This is a genomic window from Actinosynnema pretiosum, from assembly GCF_002354875.1.
In the GTDB taxonomy this organism is placed as follows: domain Bacteria; phylum Actinomycetota; class Actinomycetes; order Mycobacteriales; family Pseudonocardiaceae; genus Actinosynnema; species Actinosynnema auranticum.
Genome location: NZ_CP023445.1, coordinates 4,310,006 through 4,331,359, shown reverse-complemented (window position 1 = coordinate 4,331,359; position 21,354 = coordinate 4,310,006). Strand labels below are relative to the sequence as shown.

The window sequence follows — 21,354 nt, the reverse complement described above, 5'->3', positions numbered from 1 at the left end:
CCGCTCGCGAGGGCCCGTCCGCCGCGCGCGGGCGGGCCCTCCGGCGTGGAGAACGCCCGGATCAGCGCTTCTCGAACACCGACACGTGGTTGAGGTCGCCCTTCTCGTAGGGGGAGGCGCCCCAGTCCACGCACCGCTCGACCAGGGTGAACCCGGTGTCCTCCGCCATCCCGTCCAGTTGCTCCGCCGTGTAGTAGCGGAACTTCACCGGGAAGACCTGGATGCCGTGCGCGCCGAGCATGATGTTCTGGATGCTCAGCACCTGGGTGCCCGGCTCGCGCATCGCCGCCGAGAGCACCGCGTACCCCACGTCCAGCAGGGACGTCGCCACGTACTGGTCGTGGGTGAAGCGGGTCTCGTCGACCTCCATCGTCTCGATCACCAGCCGCCCGCCGGGGGCCAGCAAGCGGTGGGCGGTGGCCAGGAAGCGGCGCTGGTTCTCCTCCGACAGCAGGCTGCCGAACGTGCCCTGCACCAGGTAGACCATGCTGAACTCGCGACCGAGGTCGACTTCGTTCATGTCGCCCACGACCAGCTCGACCTTGTCCGCGCCGGGCTTGGCCCGCAACTGCTCGGCCATCGCCTCGCTGATCTCCACGCCGTGCAGTTCCACCCCGGCCTCGGCCAGCGGCAGCCCGACCCGCCCCGTGCCGATGCCCGCCTCCAGCACCGGCCCGTCGCCCGCCCGCGCGCGCAGGAACGCCACGATCGCCGCGACCTCCTCGGGGTCGTCGTTGATCGCGTCGAACACCGGAGCCATGGCCTGGCCGTAGGACTCGAACGAGTAGCTCTGCATGTCCCTCTGCCTCCGAGGTCGCCCTGGTCGTGGTCAGAACGCTAGGAGCAGGACCTCCCACCTCGGTCTCACCCCGCTCTCGGGCGGTGCGCGACCACCCGGACGCGCTCGGTAGCCTTCACGGTCCAGACACGGGCGAAGGGGACGAATGACTCGGGCCACGCAAGACCACATCGAGGTAGTCGGGGCCAGGACGAACAACCTGCGCGACGTGGCGGTGCGCATCCCGCTCGGCCAGGTGGTGGCGTTCACCGGCGTGAGCGGCAGCGGCAAGACCTCGCTGGCGATCGACACGGTGCACAGCGAGGCGCAACTGCGCTACCTGGAAGGGCTCTCACCGTTCGTCCGCCAGTACATCACCCAGCGCAACCGGCCGAAGGTCGACCGGATCCGCAACCTCGGGGCCACCCTGGCGGTCGACCAGCGCAGGCTCAACCGCAACCCGCGCTCCACGGTCGGCACGCTCACCGGCGTCGACGGTCACCTGGGCTTAATGTACTCGCGCCTGCCCGCCCTGGCGGCGGGCGCGCAGGACCGGGCGCTGACCACCGCGCACTTCGACCGGGACTCCCCGGAGGGCACGTGCCCCTCCTGCCACGGCGTCGGAGGCCGCTGGCAGGCGCGGGAGGAGCTGATCATCACCGACCCGGCGCTGCCGCTGTTCGACGGCGCCTCGCCCTGGTACGCCAAGTGGCGCTCCGGCGAGCACGCGCTCGTCCCCGCCCTGGCCGGGCTGCGCCAGGTCGACCTGGCGCAACCGTGGCGCGAGCTGCCCGAGGAGTTCCGGCGGCAGGTGCTCCACGGCACGGGCGAGGAGCGGGTCGAGGCCACGCTCGACATGCCCAACAAGAACGAGAAGGGCACCTGGAAGTACACCGTCAACGAACCGCTGCGCGGCGCCCTCGCCGAGGTCGAGCGCGTCTACGCCGCCGCGGGCACCCCCAGCGCCAAGCAGCGGTACCTGCCCTACATGCGCAAGAGCCCCTGCGCGGTGTGCGAGGGCAGCGGGTACGGGCAGGCCGCCCGCGAGATCGCGCTGGGCGGGGTCACCTACCCCGAGCTGGTGGGGCTGGACATCCTGGGCGTGCGCGCCTGGGCGGACACCGTCCTCGACTCCCTCGCCCCCTCCCAGCGCGAGGTCGGCGAACCCCTGCTCAACGACCTCGCTGGCAGGCTCCGGCTGCTGGACCGGCTCGGCTTGGCGCACCTCCAGCTCTCGCGCGGCGCCGCCACGCTCTCCGGCGGCGAGCTCCAGCGCACGCGCCTGGCCGCGCAGCTGAGCACCGACTTGAGCGGCATCATCTTCGTGCTCGACGAGCCGGGGACCGGCCTCCACCCCGCGGACAAGGCCCACCTGCTCGACATCGCGGGCGAGCTGCGAGCCGCGGGCAACACCGTGCTGCTCGTCGAGCACGACCCCGAGCTGATCCGGCGCGCCGACTGGGTCATCGACCTGGGCCCCGGCGCGGGCAGGCTCGGCGGCGAGGTCCTGGTGGCCGGGACGCCCGAGCAGGTCGCCGCCCACCCCGGATCGGTCACCGGTCGGTACCTGCTCGGCAGGGGCCCCCGGCTGCGCCGCGAGCCCAGGCCGGTGGGCACGTCCTGGCTGACCCTGCGGGGGGTGCGCGCCCACAACGTCACCGCCGACGCGGTGTCCTTCCCCGTCAACCGGCTGACCTGCGTCACCGGTGTCAGCGGCAGCGGCAAGAGCACCGTGCTCGCCGCGCTGGCCTCTGCCGCCGAGGCCGCGCTCGACGGCGCCGAGGTCGACACCGTCAAGGCCGTGGACGGCGTCGAGGGGTTCAGCTGGGTGGCCGTGGTGGACCAGGAGCCGATCGGGCGCACGCCCCGGTCCAACCCCGCCACCTACAGCAAGGCGTTCGACGTCATCCGCAAGCTGTTCGCCGACACCGCCGAGGCCAAGGAGCGGGGCATCCCGGCGTCGGCGTTCTCCTTCAACGCGGCGGGTGGCCGGTGCGAGGCCTGCGGCGGGCACGGGCGCAAGCTGGTCGACATGCACTTCCTGCCGGACGTGTGGGTGGTGTGCGACCAGTGCGACGGGCGCAGGTTCCTGCCCGAGGTGCTCGCGGTCACCTGCGACGGGCTCAGCATCGACCAGGTGCTGGAGCTCACCGTCGCCGAGGCCGTCGAGCGCTTCCGCGCGCCCAAGCAGCTCGCCGCGATCCTCGGCGCCCTCGACCGGGTCGGGCTCGGCTACCTCCAGCTCGGGCAGAGCGCCACGGAGCTCTCCGGTGGCGAGGCGCAGCGGCTCAAGCTCGCCAACGCCGTCCAGCGCGGCTCCAGCGGTCGCAAGCCGGGGCTCATCGTGCTCGACGAACCCGTGTCCGGGTTGCACCCCGCCGACGTCCAGCGCCTGGTGGACGCGCTCGACGTGCTGCTGGACTCCGGCAACACCGTGGTGGTGGCCGAGCACGACATCCCGGTGGCCGCGAGCGCGGACTGGGTGATCGACCTGGGACCGGGTGCGGGGGCGGCAGGCGGGACGGTGCAGGCCGAGGGCACCCCCGAGGACGTGGCGGGGGCCGGGACCCCCACGTCCGAGTACCTGCGGCGCTTCGCCGCCGGGCAACCGCTGCTGGGGTGAGGCGGCGCCCCCGCGCCGGGGCGGTGGGTGGCGCAGGAGCGTGACAGCGCCGAGGAGAACAGCGCCCACAACGAACCCCGAGGGCCTGCCGGGGCGCATCCCGGCAGGCCCTCGGGGGCGTCGTCGGCGCGGAGGTCAGGCCACCGGCGCCGGCTGCCCGCACCACTGGCGCAGCGCCTCGCCCACCCCCGGATCGCCCGCCTTACCCGCCCAGGCGACGTACCCGTCCGGGCGGGCCAGCACCACCGGCGGGCACCCGCGCCCGATCGGCTCCGCGAGCCGCGCCTCGCGCACCCGCGCCCCCCACGCCCCGGCGGCGCCCGGCGCGCCGATCAGCACGAAACCCCCGTCGCGGAACAGCTCGAACAACCTGCCCCCGCCCACCAGCGGCCGGTCCGGCACCCGGCGGCCCGTCCACGGGTGCCCCGCGCGCGGGTAGCGCAACGTCAGGCCCGACAGGTGCTCCAGGTTGACCCGCTGCACCGGCTTGATCCGCACCGCCCTGCTCACGACCGCGCGCACCGCCCGCGCCACCGGGCCGTTGGAGGTCTCGAACCGGAACGACAGGTCGGTCTTGCGCAGCGTCTCGGCCGCGATCGGGTACCGCTCGGCCTCGTAGCTGTCCAGCAGCGCCCCACCTGCCCAGCCGTCGAGCACCGCGCGCAGCTTCCACCCCAGGTTGAACGCGTCCTGGATGCCGGTCTGCAGGCCTTGGCCGCCGGACGGGATGTGCGTGTGCGCGGCGTCGCCCGCCAGCAGCACCCGGCCCACCCGGTACCGCTTGGCGTGCCGCTGCGAGCTGCGGAACCGGGACAGCCACACCGGGTCGTGCGGTCGCACGTCGACGCCCAGGATCGACGTGCAGCTCTCGCGCAGGTCCTCCAGCTCCAGCGGCAGGTCCGCGGGCAGGCGCATCTTCTCGTGGTCGAACGCGATGATCCGGAACGTCCCGTCGCGGAACGGGAACACCGCCACCATGCCCCGCCGGGTGATCCGCGCGAACGCGGGCGGGGCGGGCGGGTTGCCCAACCGGGCGTCGGCCATCATCACCGACTCGTCGTAGTTCCACCCGTCGAACTCCACGCCCGCGAGCTCCCGCACGGTGCTGTTGACCCCGTCGCAGCCGACGACGTAGTCGGCGCGCTCCACGCGCTCGCCCTCGGGACCGCGCACCCGCAGCCGCACGCCGTCCCCGTCCTGGTCGAGGCCGACGACCTCCACCCCGGTGGCGATCTCGGCGCCCGCGGCGCGCGCCGACGCGAGCAGGGCCTGCTCGGTGTGGAACTGGGGGATGGTGAGGCTGAACGGGAACGGGGTGTCGAGCAGCCCGTAGTCCAGGTACCCGCCCTCGTCGCCGACCGGCGGGCGCCTGCACGGCAACCCCCGGTCGACCAGCGCCCCGGCCCTGCCGCGCATGTCCAGCAGCTCCAGGGTCCTGGGCTCGACGGTGAACGCCCGTGACAGCTCGCCGCGCGCCGCGCGCTTCTCCAGCACCCGGCAGGGGACGCCCGCCTCGGCCAGCTCCGCCGCCAGCACCAGGCCCGTTGGGCCCGCGCCGACCACGAGCACCCGCGGGGATTGCCTCATCTCGCGCTCCTTCGCCTCGACGACGAGCCCCCCCGGCGCACCGCGGGCGGACGGAGTGGCGCCCGTCCGCCCGCGGCCGGTCAGTCCTCGGAAGGACGCCGGTAGTACCTGCGCATTTCCGGGGAGCTCTCCAGCAACTCCTGCAGCGTGCCCGCGGCCACGACACGCCCCTTCTCCAGCAGCAGCACCTGGTCGGCGCGCTCCAGCACCGCCGGGCGGTGCGACACCGCCAGGCAGGTGGCGCCGATGGCGAACACCCGCCGCCACAGCTCCTGCTCGGTCTCCACGTCCAGCGCGCTGGACAGGTCGTCCATCACCAGCAGGTCCGGTCGCCGCGCGAACATCCGCGCCGCGGCCGTGCGCTGGATCTGCCCGCCGGACAGGCGCACGCCCCGCACCCCGATCTCGGTGGCGTCACCCTCGTCGAGGCGCTCCAGGTCCGGGCCCATCACCGCCAGGGCCATCGCCTCCTCGGCCCTGCCGTCGTCGGGCAGGCCCAGCAGCACGTTCTCCTTGATCGACCCGGACAGCAGCGTCGGGCTCTGCGCGGTGTAGGCGACCCTGGGCGGCAGCAGGAAGTCACCGCGGTCGGCCACCTCCTCCCCGTTCCACCGGACAGAACCGCCCTGGGGCTCGTAGAGGCCCAGGACGCTGCGCAGCAGGGTGGTCTTGCCCGACCCGACCTCGCCGGTGATGACGGTGACCGTGCCGGGGCGCACGTCCAGGCTGACGTCGTGGATCCCCTGCCCGCTGCCGGGGAACACGTGGGTCAGCGACCGGACCTCCAGGCTGCGCAGCGGTTCGGCCGCCTCCGGTTCGGCCGGCGGGGGCGGCTCCGACTTCAGGTGGAGCGGGTTGTGGTCCACAAGCGACAGCGGTGGCGCGCCCTGCAGCAGCGTCGCGGCCCTGGTGAACGACACCCCGGACTGCTGGTAGGTGCGCACCAGGTAGCCCATGAAGCCGGTGTAGTCGGCCACCTGCATCAGGTAGGTCGAGAACAGCACGAAGTCGCCGATGGTGAAGTCGCCGCTGCGCATCTGCCCCGCGGCGGCCAGCAGGGTCAGCCCCGCGCCCAGGCTCGCCGTGCTCGCGAACACCGAGTCCAGGGCCAGGCTCTGCACCTTGTCGCGGATCATCGCGTGCTTGCGGACGTCGTTGCGCGCGCGCAGCCGGGCCACCATCTGGCGCTGCCGGTCGGAGGCCTTGATCGCCCGCACCGCGACCACCATCTCGCCGATGGCGCCGGTGACCTGCGCGGTGGCCTCGCGGCTCTGCTCGCGGATGCGGTAGGCCCTGGCCTTCGCCAGCTGGGCCAGCACCAGCACCGCCACCAGCGGCACCATCACGATCAGGGTGATCTGGACGTCGACGCTGAGCATGATCGCCAGGCCGCCGCCCGCGAAGATGATCGCCGACATCATGTCGAAGCCCCAGCCGCCCATCATCGCGATGGCGTCGCTGTCATCCCGGACGGTGGAGATGCTCTCGCCCTCGGTGCCGGGCAGCGCCTGCGCGCCGGGCCTGCGGAACACCCGCGCGAGCATGTTGTGCTGCACCAGCGCCCTGGCGCGCAGGTACCAGCCCGCCCAGGCCACGGTGGCGCCCAGGATGGCGGTGCACCGCGCCAGGCCGCCCGCGACGACGATCGCCACGACGGTCCACACCGTGACGCCTGCGGGCGCGCTCCCCCCGAGCACGTCGAACAGCAGCTTGCCGAGGACGCCGGGCAGCAGCGGCCACAGGTGGAACACGCCCCAGCCGAGCGCGGCCAGCGCGTAGCGGCCGGGGCTGTAGGCGATCAGCTTGCGCAGGAACGTCAGCGTCGCGGGGACGTCGTCGCGACGCGCCGCGCCGTCGGCGGGAGCCCCGCCGGTCTGCGTGCTCATCGGAGCACCTCCCCGATCCTGGCCAGCTCGGCCAACCTCGACTCGGGGTCCTGGAGCAGGGCGGACGTGCGGCCGGTCTCGACCACCTCGCCGCTGTCCAGGACCACGACCCGGTCTGCCCGGCGGATGGTGTCGAGCCTGTGGGCGATGACGATGACGGTGCGCCCGGCCAGCAGGGTGTCCAGGGCGCGTTCGAGGACCAGCTCGGTGGCCAGGTCGAGCTTGCTCGACGGCTCGTCGAGGATGATCAGTCCGGGGTCCTTGAGGAACACCCTTGCCAGCGCGAGGAGCTGGGCCTGCCCGGCCGAGAGCGCGCCTGGGGTGACGCGGCTGTCCAGCCCGTCGGGCAGTCCGTCCAACCAGGGGCGCAGGCCCAGCTGGTCGAGGATCTCCAGCAGCCTGACGTCCTCGACGTCGTCGTCGAAGAAGGTGAGGTTCTGGCGCAGCGTGGCGTCGAAGACGTGCACGTCCTGGGTGACCAGGCCGACGCGGGCGCGCAACGAGGACATGCGCGCGTCCCTGACGTCGACGCCGCCGAGGCGGACCGCCCCGCCGGTGGCGTCGTAGAGGCGGAACAGCAGGTGGGCGATGGTGCTCTTGCCCGCGCCGGTGCGCCCCACCAGCCCCAGGGTGGTGCCGGGCTCCAGGTGGAAGGACAGCCCGCGCAGGACCTGCTTGCGCTGCGGCCCCCGCGTCCCGCCCGGTTCCGCCGCCGCGTCAGGGGCGGCCGTCGCGGTGGGCTCCGCCGCTCCCTCGGCCGCGTCGCCTGCCCCGACCGGGGTGGCTGAGCGCGCGTACTCGAAGCGCACGTCGTCGAACTCGACCTCCAGCGCGCCCGAGGGCAGCTGCCGGTCCCCGTCGACGATGCTGGAGCGCTCGGCGAACAGGGCCGCGATGCGCCGGATGGCCGCGCGGGCCTGCTGGAGGGCCTGCACCTGCTCGCGCAGCACCTCCAGCGGGGTGTTGAGCATCGTCGCGTAGGCGACGATCAGGTACACGCCGGAGAGCGAGATGCGCCCGTCCTGGTAGAAGAAGCCGCCGAAGCCGAAGGCGAACGCCGTGCCCGCGGTGAACACCAGCGACATCACGATCCAGATGGAGCTGCCCCACGCCTCGGCGCGGACCTTGACCGGCAACCAGTCGCGCAGCCTGCGGTGGAAGCGGCGCATGGCGTGCTCGGTCGCCGCTGAGGAGCGCAGGTCCTCGGCGGCGCGGATCGACTCGCTCACGGCGCCGAAGAAGCGGGCGCTCTGCTCCCGGTCCGCCTCCCACTTGCCCGTGGCCACCGAGCTCACGCGCAGCAGCAGGAGGTAGCCCGCGGCGGTGACCGCGGCGAAGGTCAGCCCCACCCGCCAGTCGACGAAGGTCAGAGCGACCAGGATGCCCAGCACCAGCAGGGCGTTGCCGATCAGCTGCACGACCAGGCTGGAGAAGAACTCGGCGACCTGGTTGACGTCCCCGTCGACGCGCTCGATCAGCTCGCCGGGGGAGCGGGACTCGTGGAAGCCCAGGTCCAGGTCCAGCACGTGCGCTGACAGGTCCTCGCGCACGGCGTTGGTCGCGGTCCAGGACACGCGCTCGCTGGCGTAGGCCGCGACGACCTTGGTGACCTGGCGCACCGCCGCCACGCCCAGGAACACCAGGGCGATGGTGATGAGGGTGCTCTGCGGGCCGTCGGCCTGCACGGTCTCGATGAAGAAGGCGACGATGCGCGGTTCGGCGATCTCCAGCGCGATGCTGCACAGCAGCAGCACGGCCATGAGCACGACGCTGCCGCGCTGGGGGCCCAGGTACCCGCGTAACAGGCTGCCAGGGGTCACCGGGGCCTTGCCGCTCACGCTCCGCGCCCCTCCCCCCGGTCGAGCGGCACCGTTGTGCCACCCTTGTGAAGACATGGGAATCCCATCGACGTGGTGTTGTGGAAGCGCGCGAGAGCGTAGCAGAAAGTAAACAACTGTTTACTCAATCGGGGCGTTGCGCCTCCACCACCGGTCATCCCTCCGTCAGCGAGTAGCCGTCCAGGCACTGCCGGGCCAAGTCGGCGCACCCCTCCGGGTCCCCTTCCCGCACGATCGCGGGCAGGTAGGTGTGCGGCGCGCCGTGGTAGAACCGCTCGTACTGGTCGTGCCGCCCGGCGAACTCGCTGCCCACCGCGTCCCAGGCGAGCTTGAACAGCTTGATCCGCTGCTCCGAGTCGTGCCCCGGCGATCGCACGTACTTGCCCAGCAGAGCGGCCACCTCCGGCTCCAGCAGGTCCCGGTACGACGAGGGCAGCTGGATCAGCCCGCCGCCCGCCAGCAGCTTCAGCTCGGCCACCGCCCTCGGGTACAGCTCGGGGCCGACCGCCAGCTGCGCGTGCGCGATCTCCCGGTTGGGCATCACCGCGCCGTCCCCACCCGGTACCGGCTCGCAGGCGTCCTCCATCGCCAGCACCAGGGCGCGGGCGGTGGCCACCCACGACATCATCCGGCCGATCTGCATCCGCACAGGCGGCAGCTCGTGGGTGTTGTTGGCCCGCGCGACGAGGATCGCCACGCCGGTCAGGAACTCCAGCTTCGTCCACAGCCGGGTCGCCCCGTGGTGGACGAAACCGACGAACGCCGGCGTGGACCAGAACTGCCGCTGGCACACCACCGGGTCCCGGTAGGCGAACACCCGCTCCCACGGCACGAACACGTCGTCGTACACCACGAGCGAGTCGTTCTCGTCGAACCGGGAGGACAGCGGGTAGTCGAAGACGCTGGTGGCCCGCCCCTCGTAGGAGGTGCGGCTGATGAACTTCACCCCCGGCGAGGACACCGGCACGCTGAAGCTCACCGCGTAGTCGGCCTCCTCGGAGGGCATCAGCTGGGTCACCCCCACCAGCACCTCGTCCCCGAACGCGGCGGCCGTGCCGATCATCTTGGCCCCGCGCACCACGATGCCGCCGTCGCGCTCGGCGACCACCCGCAGGTAAAGGTCGTCCTGCTCCTGCTGCGAGGGCTGCCTGGTCCGGTCGACCTGGGGGTTGACCAGGGTGTGGGCCTGGTACAGGTCGCCCTCGGCCATCCTGCGGTGGTGGGCGAGCACGTTCGCCGAACCGTCGAACCCCTCGCCGCGCAGCACCTGCGGGCAGGTGGCGAACCCGGCGACCGCCGCGGCCATGTAGTCCGGCGACCGTCCCAGGTAGCCGAAGGTGGCCCGCGACAACAGGCGGAACGCGCGGCCCCTGGCCTTGAGCTCCTCCTTGCTGCGCGGGATCAGGAACGCCCTCGACACCGGGCCCTCGATCCCGTCGACCTCGGCGGTCAGCTCGGCGGGCATGGTCTCGGCCAGGTCGTAGAGCGAGGCGATGGACCGGGCCGACCGGCGGAACGCGGGGTGGGAGCCCAGATCGGTCACCCGCTCACCGTCCAACCACACCTCGCGACCGTCCCGGAGGGACTCCAGGTACTGCTCTCCCGTGCGCGTCATGGGATCCTCCGGGGTGCCGGGCGCAGGTCGTCGGTCAGTCCGCGCAGGGGGGCCAGGGACTTCAGCAGCATCTCGTCGAACTCCGCGGCGGGGTCCGAGTCCAGCACGATCGCCCCGCCCGCCCCGATCAGGACGCCGTCCTCGGTGGCCACAGCGGTGCGGATGACGATGTTGAGGTCGGCGGTGCCGCCGAGCCCGAGGAAGCCGAGCGCGCCGGAGTAGACGCCGCGCGGGGTGGTCTCCAGGCGGTCGATGATCTCCATCGTCCGCTCCTTCGGCGCTCCGGTCATGGAGCCGCCGGGGAAGCAGGCTCGCACGCAGTCGATGACGTCGACGTCCGCGCGCAGCTTGCCGCGCACCGTCGACACGAGCTGGTGCACCGTGGCGTACGACTCCACCCGCATGTAGGAGGGCACCCGCACGGACCCGATCTCGCACACCCGACCCAGGTCGTTGCGCAGCAGGTCGACGATCATCAGGTTCTCCGCCAGCACCTTCGGGTCGTCCGTCAGACCCGCCCGCAGGCGCCGGTCGGCGTCCGGGTCGGCGCTGCGCGCGGCCGTGCCCTTGATGGGCTTGGACTCCACGTGCCCGTCGCGCTCCACCCGCAGGAACCGCTCTGGGGAGGACGAGAGCACCGCCACCCCCGGCAACCGCAGGAACGAGGCGTAGGGGGCCGGATTGGCCAGCCGCTGCGCCAGGTACGCCGCCAGCGGGTCCGGCATCGCGGGCAGGGCGAACCGGGTGGTCAGGCAGATCTCGTAGCTCTCGCCCGCGCGCAGCTGGCGGCGGCACTCCTCGACGTCGGCCAGGTAGTCGGGGCGCTCGCGCACCAGACCGGGGCGCGGGTCGCCCCCGCCGCCCTCCGGCGCCCGGCGCGGTGGCGGGCGCAGGTCGGTGATCCGGCGCTCGGCGTCGGCCAGCCACGCCAGCTGCTCGCCGTCGTCGTCCGAGCGCGAGAGCGCCAGCAGGTGCGTGCGCCTCCGCTCGTGGTCGACCACCACCAGCCGGGTGCACGCCATCCACGCCGCGTCCGGGGTCGTGGGGCGCGCCCAGATCGGACTTGAGCTCGTAGCCGAAGAACCCGACGTACCCGCCCACCAGGTCGAACGGCAGCTCGGGCCGGTCCAGGACCGGCACCCGCAGCCGCTCCCGCAACGCGTCGAAGACCGTCCCCGGCTCGTCCCGGCTCGACTCGCCCGCGTGGACGCGCAGGCCCTCGTCGACGTCGTAGACCAGCACCTCCCCGTCCGGGCCCTGCGGGGCGCCCAGGAACGAGAACCGCGACAGCCCCTCCTCGACGAGGCTGCTGTCGAGCCAGAACGAGTGCGCGGACTCGGCGAACAGGGCCGTGAACGCCGCTGCGGTGTCGACCTCGTGGTCCAGCTCGCGGTGCCGCACCCGCCACGGCCGCGCCGCCGCCCGCCGCACCGGCGCGGTCCCGGCGCCCGGCCGCCCCGCGCCCCGGCCCCCGCTCCGGGCCCACGGGGCAGCGCGCAGGTCCCGGCCCCGGTCGGCGGCGACCTTCTCGGCCAGCTTGACGAAGTTCTCCACCAGGAGCGCGCCGTGCTCGGAGGCGATCGACTCGGGGTGGAACTGCACGCCCCACAGCGGGCGGGAGCGGTGCCGCAGCCCCATCAGCACGCCGTCCTCGGCCCAGGCCGTGGCCACCAGCTCCGCTGGCAGGGCGTCGGACGGCACGCACAGCGAGTGGTAGCGCACCGCCGTGAAGCCCTGGGGCACCCCGTCGAACAGGTCCAGCCCGTCGTGCTGGACGGAGGTGAGGTGGCCGTGCCGGGGCCGGGGCGCGCTGACGACCGGGGCGCCCGCCAGCAGGCCGATCGCCTGGTGCCCCAGGCACACCCCCAGCAGCGGCACCGAGGCGCCTGCCACGATCGACCTGGCCGCGCCGAGGTCGCGCTCGCGGCCGGGGTGACCGGGGCCGGGGGAGACCACGATCGCGTCGAACCCGTCGACGTCCAGCGTCGACCACCGGGGGTCGTCGTTGCTCAGCACCAGCGGCGGCGCGCCGACCACCCCGGCCAGCAGGTGGAACAGGTTGTAGGTGTAGGAGTCGTGGTTGTCGATGAGCAGCGTCCGCATCCGACTCCCCAGCTTCCCGTTGGCCGACCCGGCTACCGCTCGGCAGTAAACGGACCGCCCGCCACCAGGGGCAAGGGTGCGAGAGCGCGGTGAGAGCCCGGCGAGAACCGGGGGCCTGCGGCGAGACCGGCGTGATAGCGCCGCCGGCTAGCGTCGCGGGGGACCCGCCCCTGCGACGAGGAGATCCGCCGGATGACCGCCCACCCCGAGCCGCTGTCCGACGGCGACCTGGAGTCGCTGCTGACCATCCGCCACTTCGAGCTCGCGCTGCTGCGGATGTTCGAGGAGGGCGCGCTGAACGGCACCACCCACACCTGCCTGGGGCAGGAGTGCGTCCCGGTCGCCATGGCCCCGCTGCTGGCGGGCGACTTCGTGGTCGGCAACCACCGGAGCCACGGCCACTACCTCGCCGCCCACGCCGACCCCGAGGGCCTGCTCGCCGAGATCATGGGGCGGGACGGGGCGGTGTGCAACGGGGTGGGCGGAAGCCAGCACCTGCACCGGCCGGGCTTCCTGTCCACGGGCGTGCAGGGCCAGGGGCTGCCCGTGGCGGTCGGGATCGCGCTGCACCACCGGAACGCGGGCACCGGGCGCGTCGCGGCCGTCTACACCGGCGACGGGACCTGGGGCGAGGGCGCGGTCTACGAGGGGCTCAACCTGGCCTCGCTGTGGGGGGTCCCGCTGCTGGTCCTGGTCGAGCACAACGGGATCGCCCAGTCGACCCCGACCGGGGAGCAGTTGGCGGGTGACATCGGGCGGCGTGCCGCCGCGTTCGGCGTCGACTTCCTGCGGGTGTCCGGTCAGGACGTCGGCGGGATCCGGGCCGCGGTGGCTCCCGTGGTCCACGCCGTGCGCACCGGGAGCCGGCCCGCCGTGGTCCAGTTCGACACCCACCGGCTCGGGCCGCACAGCAAGGGCGACGACACCCGGCCCCCCGAGCAGGTCGCCGCCCTGCGCGCCCTCGACTGGCACCCCCGGCTCGCCGAAGCGCTCGGCGAGCGGTTCCACGACGCCGACCGGCGAGCGCGCTCCGCGGTGGACGCCGTCGTGGAGCGCGTCACCGCCCGACCACCGGCCGCCTGGGCGGCCCCTACCGCCGGAGTGACCCGATGACCGCTCTCGTCCCGCTGGTGGCGGGCATCCTCGGCGTCGCCGAGTCCGACGTGGACGACACCACCGGGGCGGCCACCACCGCCCACTGGACCAGCCTGCGCCACGTGCAGATAGTCGTCGCCGTGCAGGACGCCTACGGCGTGCGGATCGCGGCCCGCGAGGCCCGGCGCTGCCGCTCGGTGGGCGCGCTGCGCGCGGTCCTCGCGGAGAAGGGCGTCGAGCTGTGACCGCGCCGCGCGTGGTGGAGGCGCTCAACGCCGCACTGCACCGGCACCTGCGGGAGCGGCCGGGGCTGCACCTGCTGGGCGAGGATCTGGCCGACCCCTACGGCGGGGCGTTCAAGGCCACCAGGGGGCTGTCCACCGCCCACCCCGGCCGGGTGCTGAGCACCCCGCTGAGCGAGGCCGGGATCGCCGGGGTCGCCGCGGGCCTGGCGCTGGCGGGCGACTCCGCGATCGTCGAGGTCATGTTCGGCGACTTCGCCACCCTGGTGTTCGACCAGGTCGCCAACATGGTGGCCAAGTCGGTCACCATGTACGGCCGCACCCTGCCCATGCCGGTTCTCGTGCGCTGCCCGGTGGGCGCGGGGCGCGGCTACGGCCCCACCCACAGCCAGAGCGTGCAGAAGCACTTCCTGGGCGTCCCGAACCTCGCGCTCTACGAGACCACCCCGTTCCACGACCCCTACGACCTGATCGCCCTCGGGCTCGACCGGGGGCCCGCGATGCTCTTCGAGGACAAGGTCCTCTACACGCGGCGGGTGCTGCGCGACGGCGACGCGGGGGAGGGGCACGGCTACCGGTTCCTGGGCGCGGAACCGGGCTGGGCGCACGTGTTCCCCGACGACCTGGCCCGCGCCGACGTCGTCCTGCTGTGCCCCGGCGGCGTGGTCCACCGCGCCCTCCGGGCGGCCCGCGAGCTGCGCGCCCACGGCGTCGTCGCGCACCTGGCCGTGCCCGCCCGCCTGCACCCGCTCGACCTGGACCCGGTGCTGCCGCTGGTGGACGGCGCGCTCGTCGTCGTCGCCGAGGAGAGCACCCCCGGCGGGACCTGGGGCGCGGAGGTCGCCGCCGCGCTGACCGAGCGCGCCTGGGGGGCGCTGCGGGCGCCGGTCGTGCGCCTGACGTCCGCAGACTCCGTCATCCCCGCCGCCGCGCACCTGGAGCGGCAGGTCGTGCTCGGCGCCGACCACATCGTCGCCGCCGTGCGGCGAGCCGTGGCCGTGCTCCCGACCGTCCCGCGCCTCGTGGCGGCAGCCGCCGTGCCCGGCGCCGAGGTCGTTGGCGCGCTTGGCACGGCCGCCGCCGTTCCCGGCCCGGAGGTCGCCGCCGCGTCGGAACCCGCCGGAGCCCCGGCGGGCGGAGCGCCGTCCGGAACCGCCCGCAGCGGACACCGGATCACCGCGCCCAAGCTCAACAACAACGACGACACCTACCTGGTGCTCCACTGGCTGGTCGAGGACGGTGCGCCCGTCGCACCCGGCACCCCGGTCGTCGAGCTGGAGACCTCCAAGGCGGTCGAGGAACTGCTCTGCGAGCACGCCGGTTTCCTGCGCGCGCACGTCGAGGTCGGGACGGAGGTGCCCGTGGGCGCCCACCTGGCCACGATCTCCCCCCGAGCGCCGGAACCCGCCGACGAGCCCGCGCCTGATGCCGGGGGCGAGCGGTTCACGGCCCCTGGAACCGCGTCCGACCGGGCGGCCGGAGCCGCACCCGCAGGCACCGCCGCCGCGCTCCCCACCGCCACGTCCGACCTGGCGCCCCTGGGCGCCGCGCCCGCCGCCCACCCGCCCGCGGCCACCGCCCGCACCCACCTGCTCGACCGCGTCCAGCAGGGCACCGCGGCGGTCGTCGCCCGCGCCCACCGGGAGGTCCCGGCGGCCTTCACCGCCGTGGAGGTCCGCGTCGACCGGCTCCTGGACCGGCTGGCCCGCTTCTCCAGCGACCACGACGCCGAGGTCGGCATCACCGAGGCGCTGGTCAAGGCCGTCGCCGCCGCCCACCCCGAGTTCGGCCTCCTGTTCGGCTCCCTCGTCGACGACCGCACCGTCGCGCTCGCGCCCACCCCCCACGTCGCGATCACCATGGACGCGGGCAAGGGCCTCTACACCCCGGTCGTCCGCGACTGCGCCGACCGCCCGCTGATCGACCTCGCGGACGACATCATGGACCTGCGGGTGAAGGCGGTCCGGGGCTCGTTCTCCGCCGCCGAGCTCACCGGGGCCACGATCACGATCTCCCTCAACACCGGCGACGACGTCCTGCTCGCCGTGCCCATCGTCATGTGGCCCCAGCTGGCCATGGTCTCCCTGAGCGCCACGCGCACCCGCCTCGACCTGGTCGACGGCGAACTCCGGCAGAGCCGGGTGGTCACCCTCGGGCTGGCCTACGACCACCGCGCGATCAACGGCCGCGAAGCCTCGGAGTTCCTGCGCGCCGTCGCCGACAGCCTGCGCGAGCCCGAGCGCATCGACGAGCTCCTCGACTAGGAGAGCCCCGTGGACCACGGCATCACCGCCCTCGCCACCGCACTGGGCGACCCCGTCGCCGTCCGGGACGTGGTCGCCGACTACACCGACGACGTCGAGCGCGTCCTCGGGTACGGCTACCGCACCGTCCACCGCGCCCCGGACGACGTCGGGGTGACCGACCTGGCCGTCCGCGCGGGTGGCCGGGCCCTGGACCTGGCGGGCGTGCGCCCCCACGAGGTCGACCTGCTCGTGCTCGCCCTGACCGACCTGGCCGACTACCTCTACTGGGATGCCGCCGCGGCCACCGCCCACCGGCTCGGGCTGCGCCGCGCCGAGGCCGTCCTGGTCGACCAGGGGTGCGCGGGCGGGGTCACCGCGCTGGACACCACCGCGGGGCGCTTCGCCACCCACCCCGACTACACCACGGCGCTGGTCGTGGGCGCCTGCCGCGTCGTCGAGCCCTACTGGAACCGGCTCGGCACGCACTCCCTGCTGTTCTCCGACGGGGCCGCCGCCGCCGTCGCCGTGCGCGGAGCCCCGACCCTGAGGTGGCGCGCCTGCCACACCGAGTCGGACGGCCGCTACGCCGACTTCTTCCGCATGGACCTGGGCGGCGGCGCCCACCCGTTCACACCGGGCGGCCCCGCCCCCGAGGTGCGCGACGCCTGGGACGTCATGGACCACTTCGGCTACGACGCCGACCGCTTCACCGGTTTCGCCGAGGAGGTCGACGACCGCACCGCCCGCGCGGTGCACCGCGCCTGCGCGCGCGCCGGGTGCGCCGAGGAGGACCTGGCCCGGCTGGTGCTGCTCAACGACAACCCGAAGGTGCTCAGGGCGCAGGCGGAGCTGATCGGCGTCCCGGTCGAGCGCACCAACCTGGCGCTGGCCGCCGAGCACGGCCACCTCGGCGCCGCGGATCACCTGTTCGGCCTGGCCGACCTGTGGAGCAGCGGCGCGCTGAACCCCGGTGACCTCGTCGCGCTGGCCGCCAACGGGCGCGGGATGCACTGGTCCTGCGCGGTGCTCCAGGCCTGAGCCCCGGCCGCTCCCGGCCCTCCTCAGCCCCGGACGTCCTTGCGGCCGAACCACCACACCGCCGCTGTCGCGAACACCGCCGCGTACACCGAGGACACCAGCAACCCCTCGGCCACCCCGTCCCAGTGGGGCCGGGTGGCCACGACGTCCATCCAGGACCACGACCGGTGGGTCGGCAGGAACTCCCGCACCGATCCCAGCGCGCCCACCTGGTCCAGGATCTGCGACACCATGGTTGCCAGCACCGCGCCTCCCACCGCCCCCAGCGGCACGTCCGTCGCCACCGACAGCAGCAGCGCCAGCGCCGCCACCCACGACAGCTGCGCCACCGAGTACAGCACCGCCACCCCCAGCAGGGGCAGGCTCCGCGCGAACGACACCGTGTCCCCGGTCGGGCTGGTCAGGTCGCCGAGCCCGTACCACGCCACCCCGGCGGTGAGCGCCGTCAGCGGCAGCACCGCCAACGACGCCGCCGACAGCACCGCAGCCACCAGCGCCTTGCGGGCCAGCAGCGCGCCCCGCCCCACCGGCACCGCCAGCAGGTACTTCAGACTGCCCCGAGCCGCCTCGCCCGCCACCGCGTCGCCGAAGAACAGCGCCACGGTGACGGGTTGCAGGTAGGTGCCCGCCACGAACAGGCAGAACACCACGAAGTTGGCCGCACCGCTGGCCGCGAGCTCCGAGTAGTCCACCACCCCCGGCTCGGTCCGCTCGCCGCCGAGCGCGAACGACACCAGCAGCACCAGCGGCACCGCCGAGGACAGCGCCAGCACCAGCGCCGTGCGCCGCCTGCGCAACTGCCTGCGCAGCTCCACCCGCACCCGCAGCGCCCCGGCGGGCCGGAAACCCTCTGCCGCGCCGTTCACGAGGCGCCCTCCTCCACGTGCCGCAGGAACACGTCCTCCAGGTTGTGCCTGGGCCCGGCCCGGTCCACCGCCACGCCCGTGCCCACCAGCGCGGCCACCGCCTCGGCGCGCGGCACCGCTCCCAGGTCGACGTGCACCTCGGACCCGGCCACCCGCACCCGCGCCACCCCCGGCAGCGCGCCGAGGACCCCGGCGGCCCGCTCCGGCGAGTCCACGGTGAACCCGGCTCTCCCGCCGTCCGCGACGACCGCCGCCACCGGCCCGTGCGCCAGCACCCTGCCCCGGTTCACCACCACGACGTGCGTGGCGGTCTGCTCGACCTCGGCGAGCAGGTGCGAGGACAGCAGCACCGTCCGCCCGGTCGTCGCGTACCGGCGCAGCACCTCCCGCAGCCGGGTGATCTGGGCCGGGTCCAGCCCGTTGGTGGGCTCGTCCAGCACCAGCAGGTCGGGCAGCCCCAGCACCGCTCGGGCGATGGCCAGGCGCTGGCGCATCCCCTGGCTGTAGGAGCCGACCTTGCGGTCCAGCGCCTCGCCCAGCCCCGCCACCTCCACCGCCTCGGCCAGGTGCGCCAACCGCTCCGGCCTGCCCGTGGTCGCCCAGTGCAGGCGCAGGTTCTCCGCGCCGGTGAGCTCCGGCAGGAAACCGGCCCCCTCCACGAAGGCGCCCACCCGCGACAGCACCGGCGCGCCTGGCCGCACCCGGTGCCCGAAGACCCGGATCACGCCCTCGGTGGGGGTGGTCAGCCCCAGCAGCGCGCACAGCGTGGTGCTCTTGCCCGCGCCGTTCGGGCCCAGCAGCGCGACCACCTGGCCGCGTTCGGCCCGCAGGTCCAGCCCGTCGACCGCGGGCGCCCCGGTCTGGTGCCGCTTGACCAGCCCCTCGACCAGCAGCGGCGTGTCCGCGAGCGCCGGGTCGAAGTCGACACCGCCGCGGCGCGCGCGGGCGACCAGCAACGCCACGAGCACCGCGACCGCGACCAGCGCCAATCCCAGCAGCGACCCCACCGGCAGCGCGGTGCCCACCTGCGCGGCGGCCACCACGGGCACCCGCAGCGGGCCCACGACCGACACCCGGTAGGCGGCGGGCTCGGTCGCGCTGTCGAAGACCAGGTCCGTCGTGCTGATCGACAGCTCCAACCGGTGCCCGGCCTCCACCGGGCGCACCACGCCCGGCAGGGTCACGGTCACCTCCACCGCCGTCCCGTCGGCGGGCAGGTCGGGAAGCCGCAGCGGCGCCACGGCCCCCGAGGGCAGGGTGCGCGCGCCGGTCGGCGCGACGTCGTACAGGCGCGCGAACAGCAGACCGCCACCGCCGTCGGTGGAGGACACCCGCAGCCTGGCCGTGGTCGACCCGGTGATCAGCAGCTGGGCGTCCACCGGTTCCGACCGGAACCCGGCCGACTGCCCCGGTGGATCCCCGCCCACGACGCCCTCCAGCAGGCCGCCCGCCACCGAGGGGTCGACGCCGGGGATGGCGCTGATCGCCGAGGGGGAGCCGCCGGGCGGGTTCACCACGATCCGCTCGTCCCCCGGAACGGGCACCTCGTGGCGGGTGACGGCCGGACCGCCCAGGCCGGGGTAGGACTCCGCGCGCACCTGCCGGACGGAGACCGCCCCCTCGGGGCGCACGGCGCCCTGCACGTCGTAGTGGAACCGGCCGAACGGGTCCGGGACGTCACCGCTGAGCCTGGCCCGCAACCACCCGCCGATGTCGGCCCGCAACCGCGCGTCGGGCTTGCCCGCGTCGTGCCCGCCCGCGAACCACACCACCTGCACCGGCGCGCCCGCCGCGTGCAGCTGCCTCGCGGTGGCGTCGGCCTGGTCCAGGCCGAACAGGGTGTCCGACTCACCCTGCACCAGCAGGGTCGGCGCGCTGATCCGGTCGGTGACCGACGTGGGGGAGAGCCGGTGGAGCGCGGCCAGCCCCGCTTCGCCCAGGGCGCCCGTCGTCGCCAGCTCGGTGTAGGCCCGGCACACCGCCTCGGTGAACCGGCCGCACGGCCGCGCGGAACCCGCCCGCGCCGGGTCGAGCGCGTCGGCCCCCGCCGAGAACAGGATTCCCGCCCACGCCCGCTTGAACACGCCGTCCGCCGCTGCGGGCCCCTCGGCCGGGGTGCCCGCCGAGCCCGCACCGCCGCTCGCCGAGTTCGGCGCCAGGCTCAGCGCCAGGTCGTTGTAGGTCATCACCGGGGCCACCGAGTCGACCCTGGGGTCCGAGCCCGCCAGCATGAGTGCCAGCGCGCCCCCGTAGGACACGCCGGTCACCCCAACGCGCGGGTCGCCGGGCGCGTCCAGCAGCACCTCGGGGCGCCCGGCCAACCGGTCCAGCAGGCGGCGGGCGTCGGCGACCTCGCCGTCTGGGTCGTTCAGCCCGATGAGGCCGCCGCTGTCGCCGAACCCGCGCGCCGAGTAGGTCTGCACCACGAAGCCCGCCTCGGCCAGCTCCACGGCCTCGGCGTCGACCGCGTGCTTGTCGGCGCCGAAGCCGTGGGCCAGCAGCACCGCGGGCGCCGGGGTGGCGGCGGGCAGGTACAGGCTGGTGTCCAACCGGATCGGCCCGGACGCGCCGGGCCCCGCAGGCACCTCCACCGCGGCGTGCTCCACGCGCACCCCGCCGTCCGCCCGCTCCTGCGGGGCCGTGGAGAGCAGCGCGCCCACGACCGCCAGCACGCCCACCACTGCCAGTGCCCGCTTCACACCCACCCCCAGCGCACCGGGCGCCACGACGCCGTCAGCGCTTGACGAACGGACGGCCCAGCCGGAACGGGCGCCCGCCGGTGGCCTCGTTCATGGCCCCGGCGAAGATCCAGGCGCTGAAGCCGATGAACAGGAACATGCCCAGGTTGGCTGCCGTCAGCACCGCCGGGTCCCCGGCCTGGGGGTTGGCCGCGGCCTGGATGATCGACAGGAACATGCCCAGCAGCACCAGGTCGATGCCGACGAACAGGATCGTGTACGACTTGGGCAGCCGCAGCGTGGTCAGGGTGAAGGCGGTCAGCACGATCAACCAGGCGAACACGAAGCTGGCGTGGGCGTTGCGCTGCTCCAGGTTGGCCAGGTCGCCGTACCAGTCGTGCCCCAGGCCCAGGGTGAGCGCGGAGAAGCTGAACCAGAACGTGCTGAACAGCCCCCACACCGCCGCGAAGTGGCCTTGGCCGATCCTGGCGGCCCACACCGTCGCGATCATCGACAGCACGCCGCTGGAGAGCACCATCACCGGCAGCGACGCGGCGAGCGAGTTGCCCGCGCTGCGGAAGTCGGTCAGGTACAGCACCAGCGACAGCGAACCGGTGATCAGCGCCGGCAGGCCCAGCAGGGCGGGGTTGTCCGCCCCGGTCCCGGAGGACCGGTGCTCGGCCGTGGTGGCGCCTGTGGCTGACTGCTTGATCTCTGCGGTGGTCATGGACCGTCCTCCTGCGCGAGTGGGTGCGGCTC

General features: G+C 74.2%; 14 protein-coding genes and 1 pseudogene. 5 read left to right on the top strand and 10 right to left on the bottom strand.

The features are described from left to right. Nucleotides 1-61: 61 nt before the first annotated feature. Nucleotides 62-796 (bottom strand): class I SAM-dependent DNA methyltransferase, encoded by a 735-nt coding sequence (locus CNX65_RS18415; RefSeq protein ID WP_096494718.1) that lies wholly within the window; start codon nucleotides 794-796, stop codon nucleotides 62-64. A gap of 148 nt (nucleotides 797-944) precedes the next feature. Between CNX65_RS18415 and CNX65_RS18410 the strand changes: the two genes are divergently transcribed. Next, nucleotides 945-3,401: an excinuclease ABC subunit UvrA gene (locus tag CNX65_RS18410; protein WP_096494716.1), complete on the top strand. Its 2,457-nt coding sequence runs from the start codon at nucleotides 945-947 to the stop codon at nucleotides 3,399-3,401. Between the two features lie 135 nt (nucleotides 3,402-3,536). Here CNX65_RS18410 and CNX65_RS18405 read toward each other — a convergent pair whose 3' ends face one another. From CNX65_RS18405 to CNX65_RS37140, 6 genes and pseudogenes are all read right to left on the bottom strand, one after another. After that, nucleotides 3,537-4,988, bottom strand: a complete 1,452-nt coding sequence (locus CNX65_RS18405; protein ID WP_096494714.1) for an FAD-dependent oxidoreductase — start codon at nucleotides 4,986-4,988, stop codon at nucleotides 3,537-3,539. An 80-nt stretch (nucleotides 4,989-5,068) separates the two neighbouring features. Then, complete coding sequence (locus CNX65_RS18400) at nucleotides 5,069-6,874, bottom strand: ABC transporter ATP-binding protein (RefSeq protein ID WP_096494712.1); 1,806 nt, start codon at nucleotides 6,872-6,874, stop codon at nucleotides 5,069-5,071. Beyond that, nucleotides 6,871-8,712 carry an ABC transporter ATP-binding protein gene (locus CNX65_RS18395; protein ID WP_177154271.1) on the bottom strand — a complete coding sequence of 614 codons (1,842 nt, stop codon included), beginning with the start codon at nucleotides 8,710-8,712 and terminating at the stop codon, nucleotides 6,871-6,873. Before CNX65_RS18395 ends, CNX65_RS18400 begins: the two co-directional genes overlap by 4 nt. A gap of 154 nt (nucleotides 8,713-8,866) precedes the next feature. Further along, on the bottom strand, nucleotides 8,867-10,327 hold the full coding sequence (locus tag CNX65_RS18390) for a 4-hydroxyphenylacetate 3-hydroxylase family protein (RefSeq protein ID WP_096494708.1): 1,461 nt from the start codon (nucleotides 10,325-10,327) through the stop codon (nucleotides 8,867-8,869). Further along, nucleotides 10,324-11,349, bottom strand: coding sequence for an aminodeoxychorismate synthase component I (pabB, locus tag CNX65_RS37145; RefSeq protein ID WP_232519897.1), 1,026 nt, complete (start codon nucleotides 11,347-11,349; stop codon nucleotides 10,324-10,326). The genes CNX65_RS18390 and pabB overlap by 4 nt, the downstream gene beginning before the upstream one ends. A gap of 94 nt (nucleotides 11,350-11,443) precedes the next feature. After that, nucleotides 11,444-12,430: pseudogene (locus CNX65_RS37140) on the bottom strand (glutamine amidotransferase-related protein); the annotation flags it as partial. 192 nt (nucleotides 12,431-12,622) lie between these two features. On the opposite strand from CNX65_RS37140, the gene CNX65_RS18380 reads away from it, so the two are divergent. The 4 genes from CNX65_RS18380 to CNX65_RS18365 are packed head-to-tail and all read left to right on the top strand — an operon-like array spanning nucleotide 12,623 to nucleotide 17,051. Next, nucleotides 12,623-13,543 (top strand): thiamine pyrophosphate-dependent dehydrogenase E1 component subunit alpha, encoded by a 921-nt coding sequence (locus tag CNX65_RS18380; RefSeq protein WP_096494706.1) that lies wholly within the window; start codon nucleotides 12,623-12,625, stop codon nucleotides 13,541-13,543. After that, nucleotides 13,540-13,770: an acyl carrier protein gene (locus CNX65_RS18375; protein WP_096494704.1), complete on the top strand. Its 231-nt coding sequence runs from the start codon at nucleotides 13,540-13,542 to the stop codon at nucleotides 13,768-13,770. The genes CNX65_RS18380 and CNX65_RS18375 overlap by 4 nt, the downstream gene beginning before the upstream one ends. Further along, nucleotides 13,767-16,031 carry a 2-oxo acid dehydrogenase subunit E2 gene (locus CNX65_RS37890; RefSeq protein ID WP_096494702.1) on the top strand — a complete coding sequence of 755 codons (2,265 nt, stop codon included), beginning with the start codon at nucleotides 13,767-13,769 and terminating at the stop codon, nucleotides 16,029-16,031. Before CNX65_RS18375 ends, CNX65_RS37890 begins: the two co-directional genes overlap by 4 nt. 9 nt (nucleotides 16,032-16,040) lie before the next feature. Beyond that, nucleotides 16,041-17,051, top strand: a complete 1,011-nt coding sequence (locus CNX65_RS18365; protein WP_096494700.1) for a 3-oxoacyl-ACP synthase III family protein — start codon at nucleotides 16,041-16,043, stop codon at nucleotides 17,049-17,051. A 23-nt stretch (nucleotides 17,052-17,074) separates the two neighbouring features. Here the strand turns inward: CNX65_RS18365 and CNX65_RS18360 are convergent, their stop codons facing one another. The 3 genes from CNX65_RS18360 to CNX65_RS18350 are packed head-to-tail and all read right to left on the bottom strand — an operon-like array spanning nucleotide 17,075 to nucleotide 21,322. Further along, the gene (locus CNX65_RS18360; protein WP_096494698.1) at nucleotides 17,075-17,917 is read right to left on the bottom strand and encodes an ABC transporter permease subunit; all 843 of its coding nucleotides are present in this window, start codon (nucleotides 17,915-17,917) and stop codon (nucleotides 17,075-17,077) included. Beyond that, on the bottom strand, nucleotides 17,914-20,616 hold the full coding sequence (locus tag CNX65_RS18355; protein WP_232519896.1) for an alpha/beta fold hydrolase: 2,703 nt from the start codon (nucleotides 20,614-20,616) through the stop codon (nucleotides 17,914-17,916). The genes CNX65_RS18360 and CNX65_RS18355 overlap by 4 nt, the downstream gene beginning before the upstream one ends. A 34-nt stretch (nucleotides 20,617-20,650) precedes the next feature. After that, complete coding sequence (locus CNX65_RS18350; RefSeq protein WP_096494696.1) at nucleotides 20,651-21,322, bottom strand: GPR1/FUN34/YaaH family transporter; 672 nt, start codon at nucleotides 21,320-21,322, stop codon at nucleotides 20,651-20,653. Nucleotides 21,323-21,354: the final 32 nt, after the last annotated feature.

Excerpts from the sequence above, each read along its gene's own strand:
- pabB (WP_232519897.1), bottom strand. The coding sequence starts at position 11,349 with ATGGCGTGCACCCGGCTGGTGGTGGTCGACCACGAGCGGAGGCGCACG.
- CNX65_RS18400 (WP_096494712.1), bottom strand. The coding sequence starts at position 6,874 with ATGAGCACGCAGACCGGCGGGGCTCCCGCCGACGGCGCGGCGCGTCGC.
- CNX65_RS18375 (WP_096494704.1), top strand. The coding sequence starts at position 13,540 with ATGACCGCTCTCGTCCCGCTGGTGGCGGGCATCCTCGGCGTCGCCGAG.
- CNX65_RS18350 (WP_096494696.1), bottom strand. The coding sequence starts at position 21,322 with ATGACCACCGCAGAGATCAAGCAGTCAGCCACAGGCGCCACCACGGCC.
- CNX65_RS18380 (WP_096494706.1), top strand. The coding sequence starts at position 12,623 with ATGACCGCCCACCCCGAGCCGCTGTCCGACGGCGACCTGGAGTCGCTG.
- CNX65_RS18405 (WP_096494714.1), bottom strand. The coding sequence starts at position 4,988 with ATGAGGCAATCCCCGCGGGTGCTCGTGGTCGGCGCGGGCCCAACGGGC.
- CNX65_RS18390 (WP_096494708.1), bottom strand. The coding sequence starts at position 10,327 with ATGACGCGCACGGGAGAGCAGTACCTGGAGTCCCTCCGGGACGGTCGC.
- CNX65_RS18415 (WP_096494718.1), bottom strand. The coding sequence starts at position 796 with ATGCAGAGCTACTCGTTCGAGTCCTACGGCCAGGCCATGGCTCCGGTG.
- CNX65_RS18410 (WP_096494716.1), top strand. The coding sequence starts at position 945 with ATGACTCGGGCCACGCAAGACCACATCGAGGTAGTCGGGGCCAGGACG.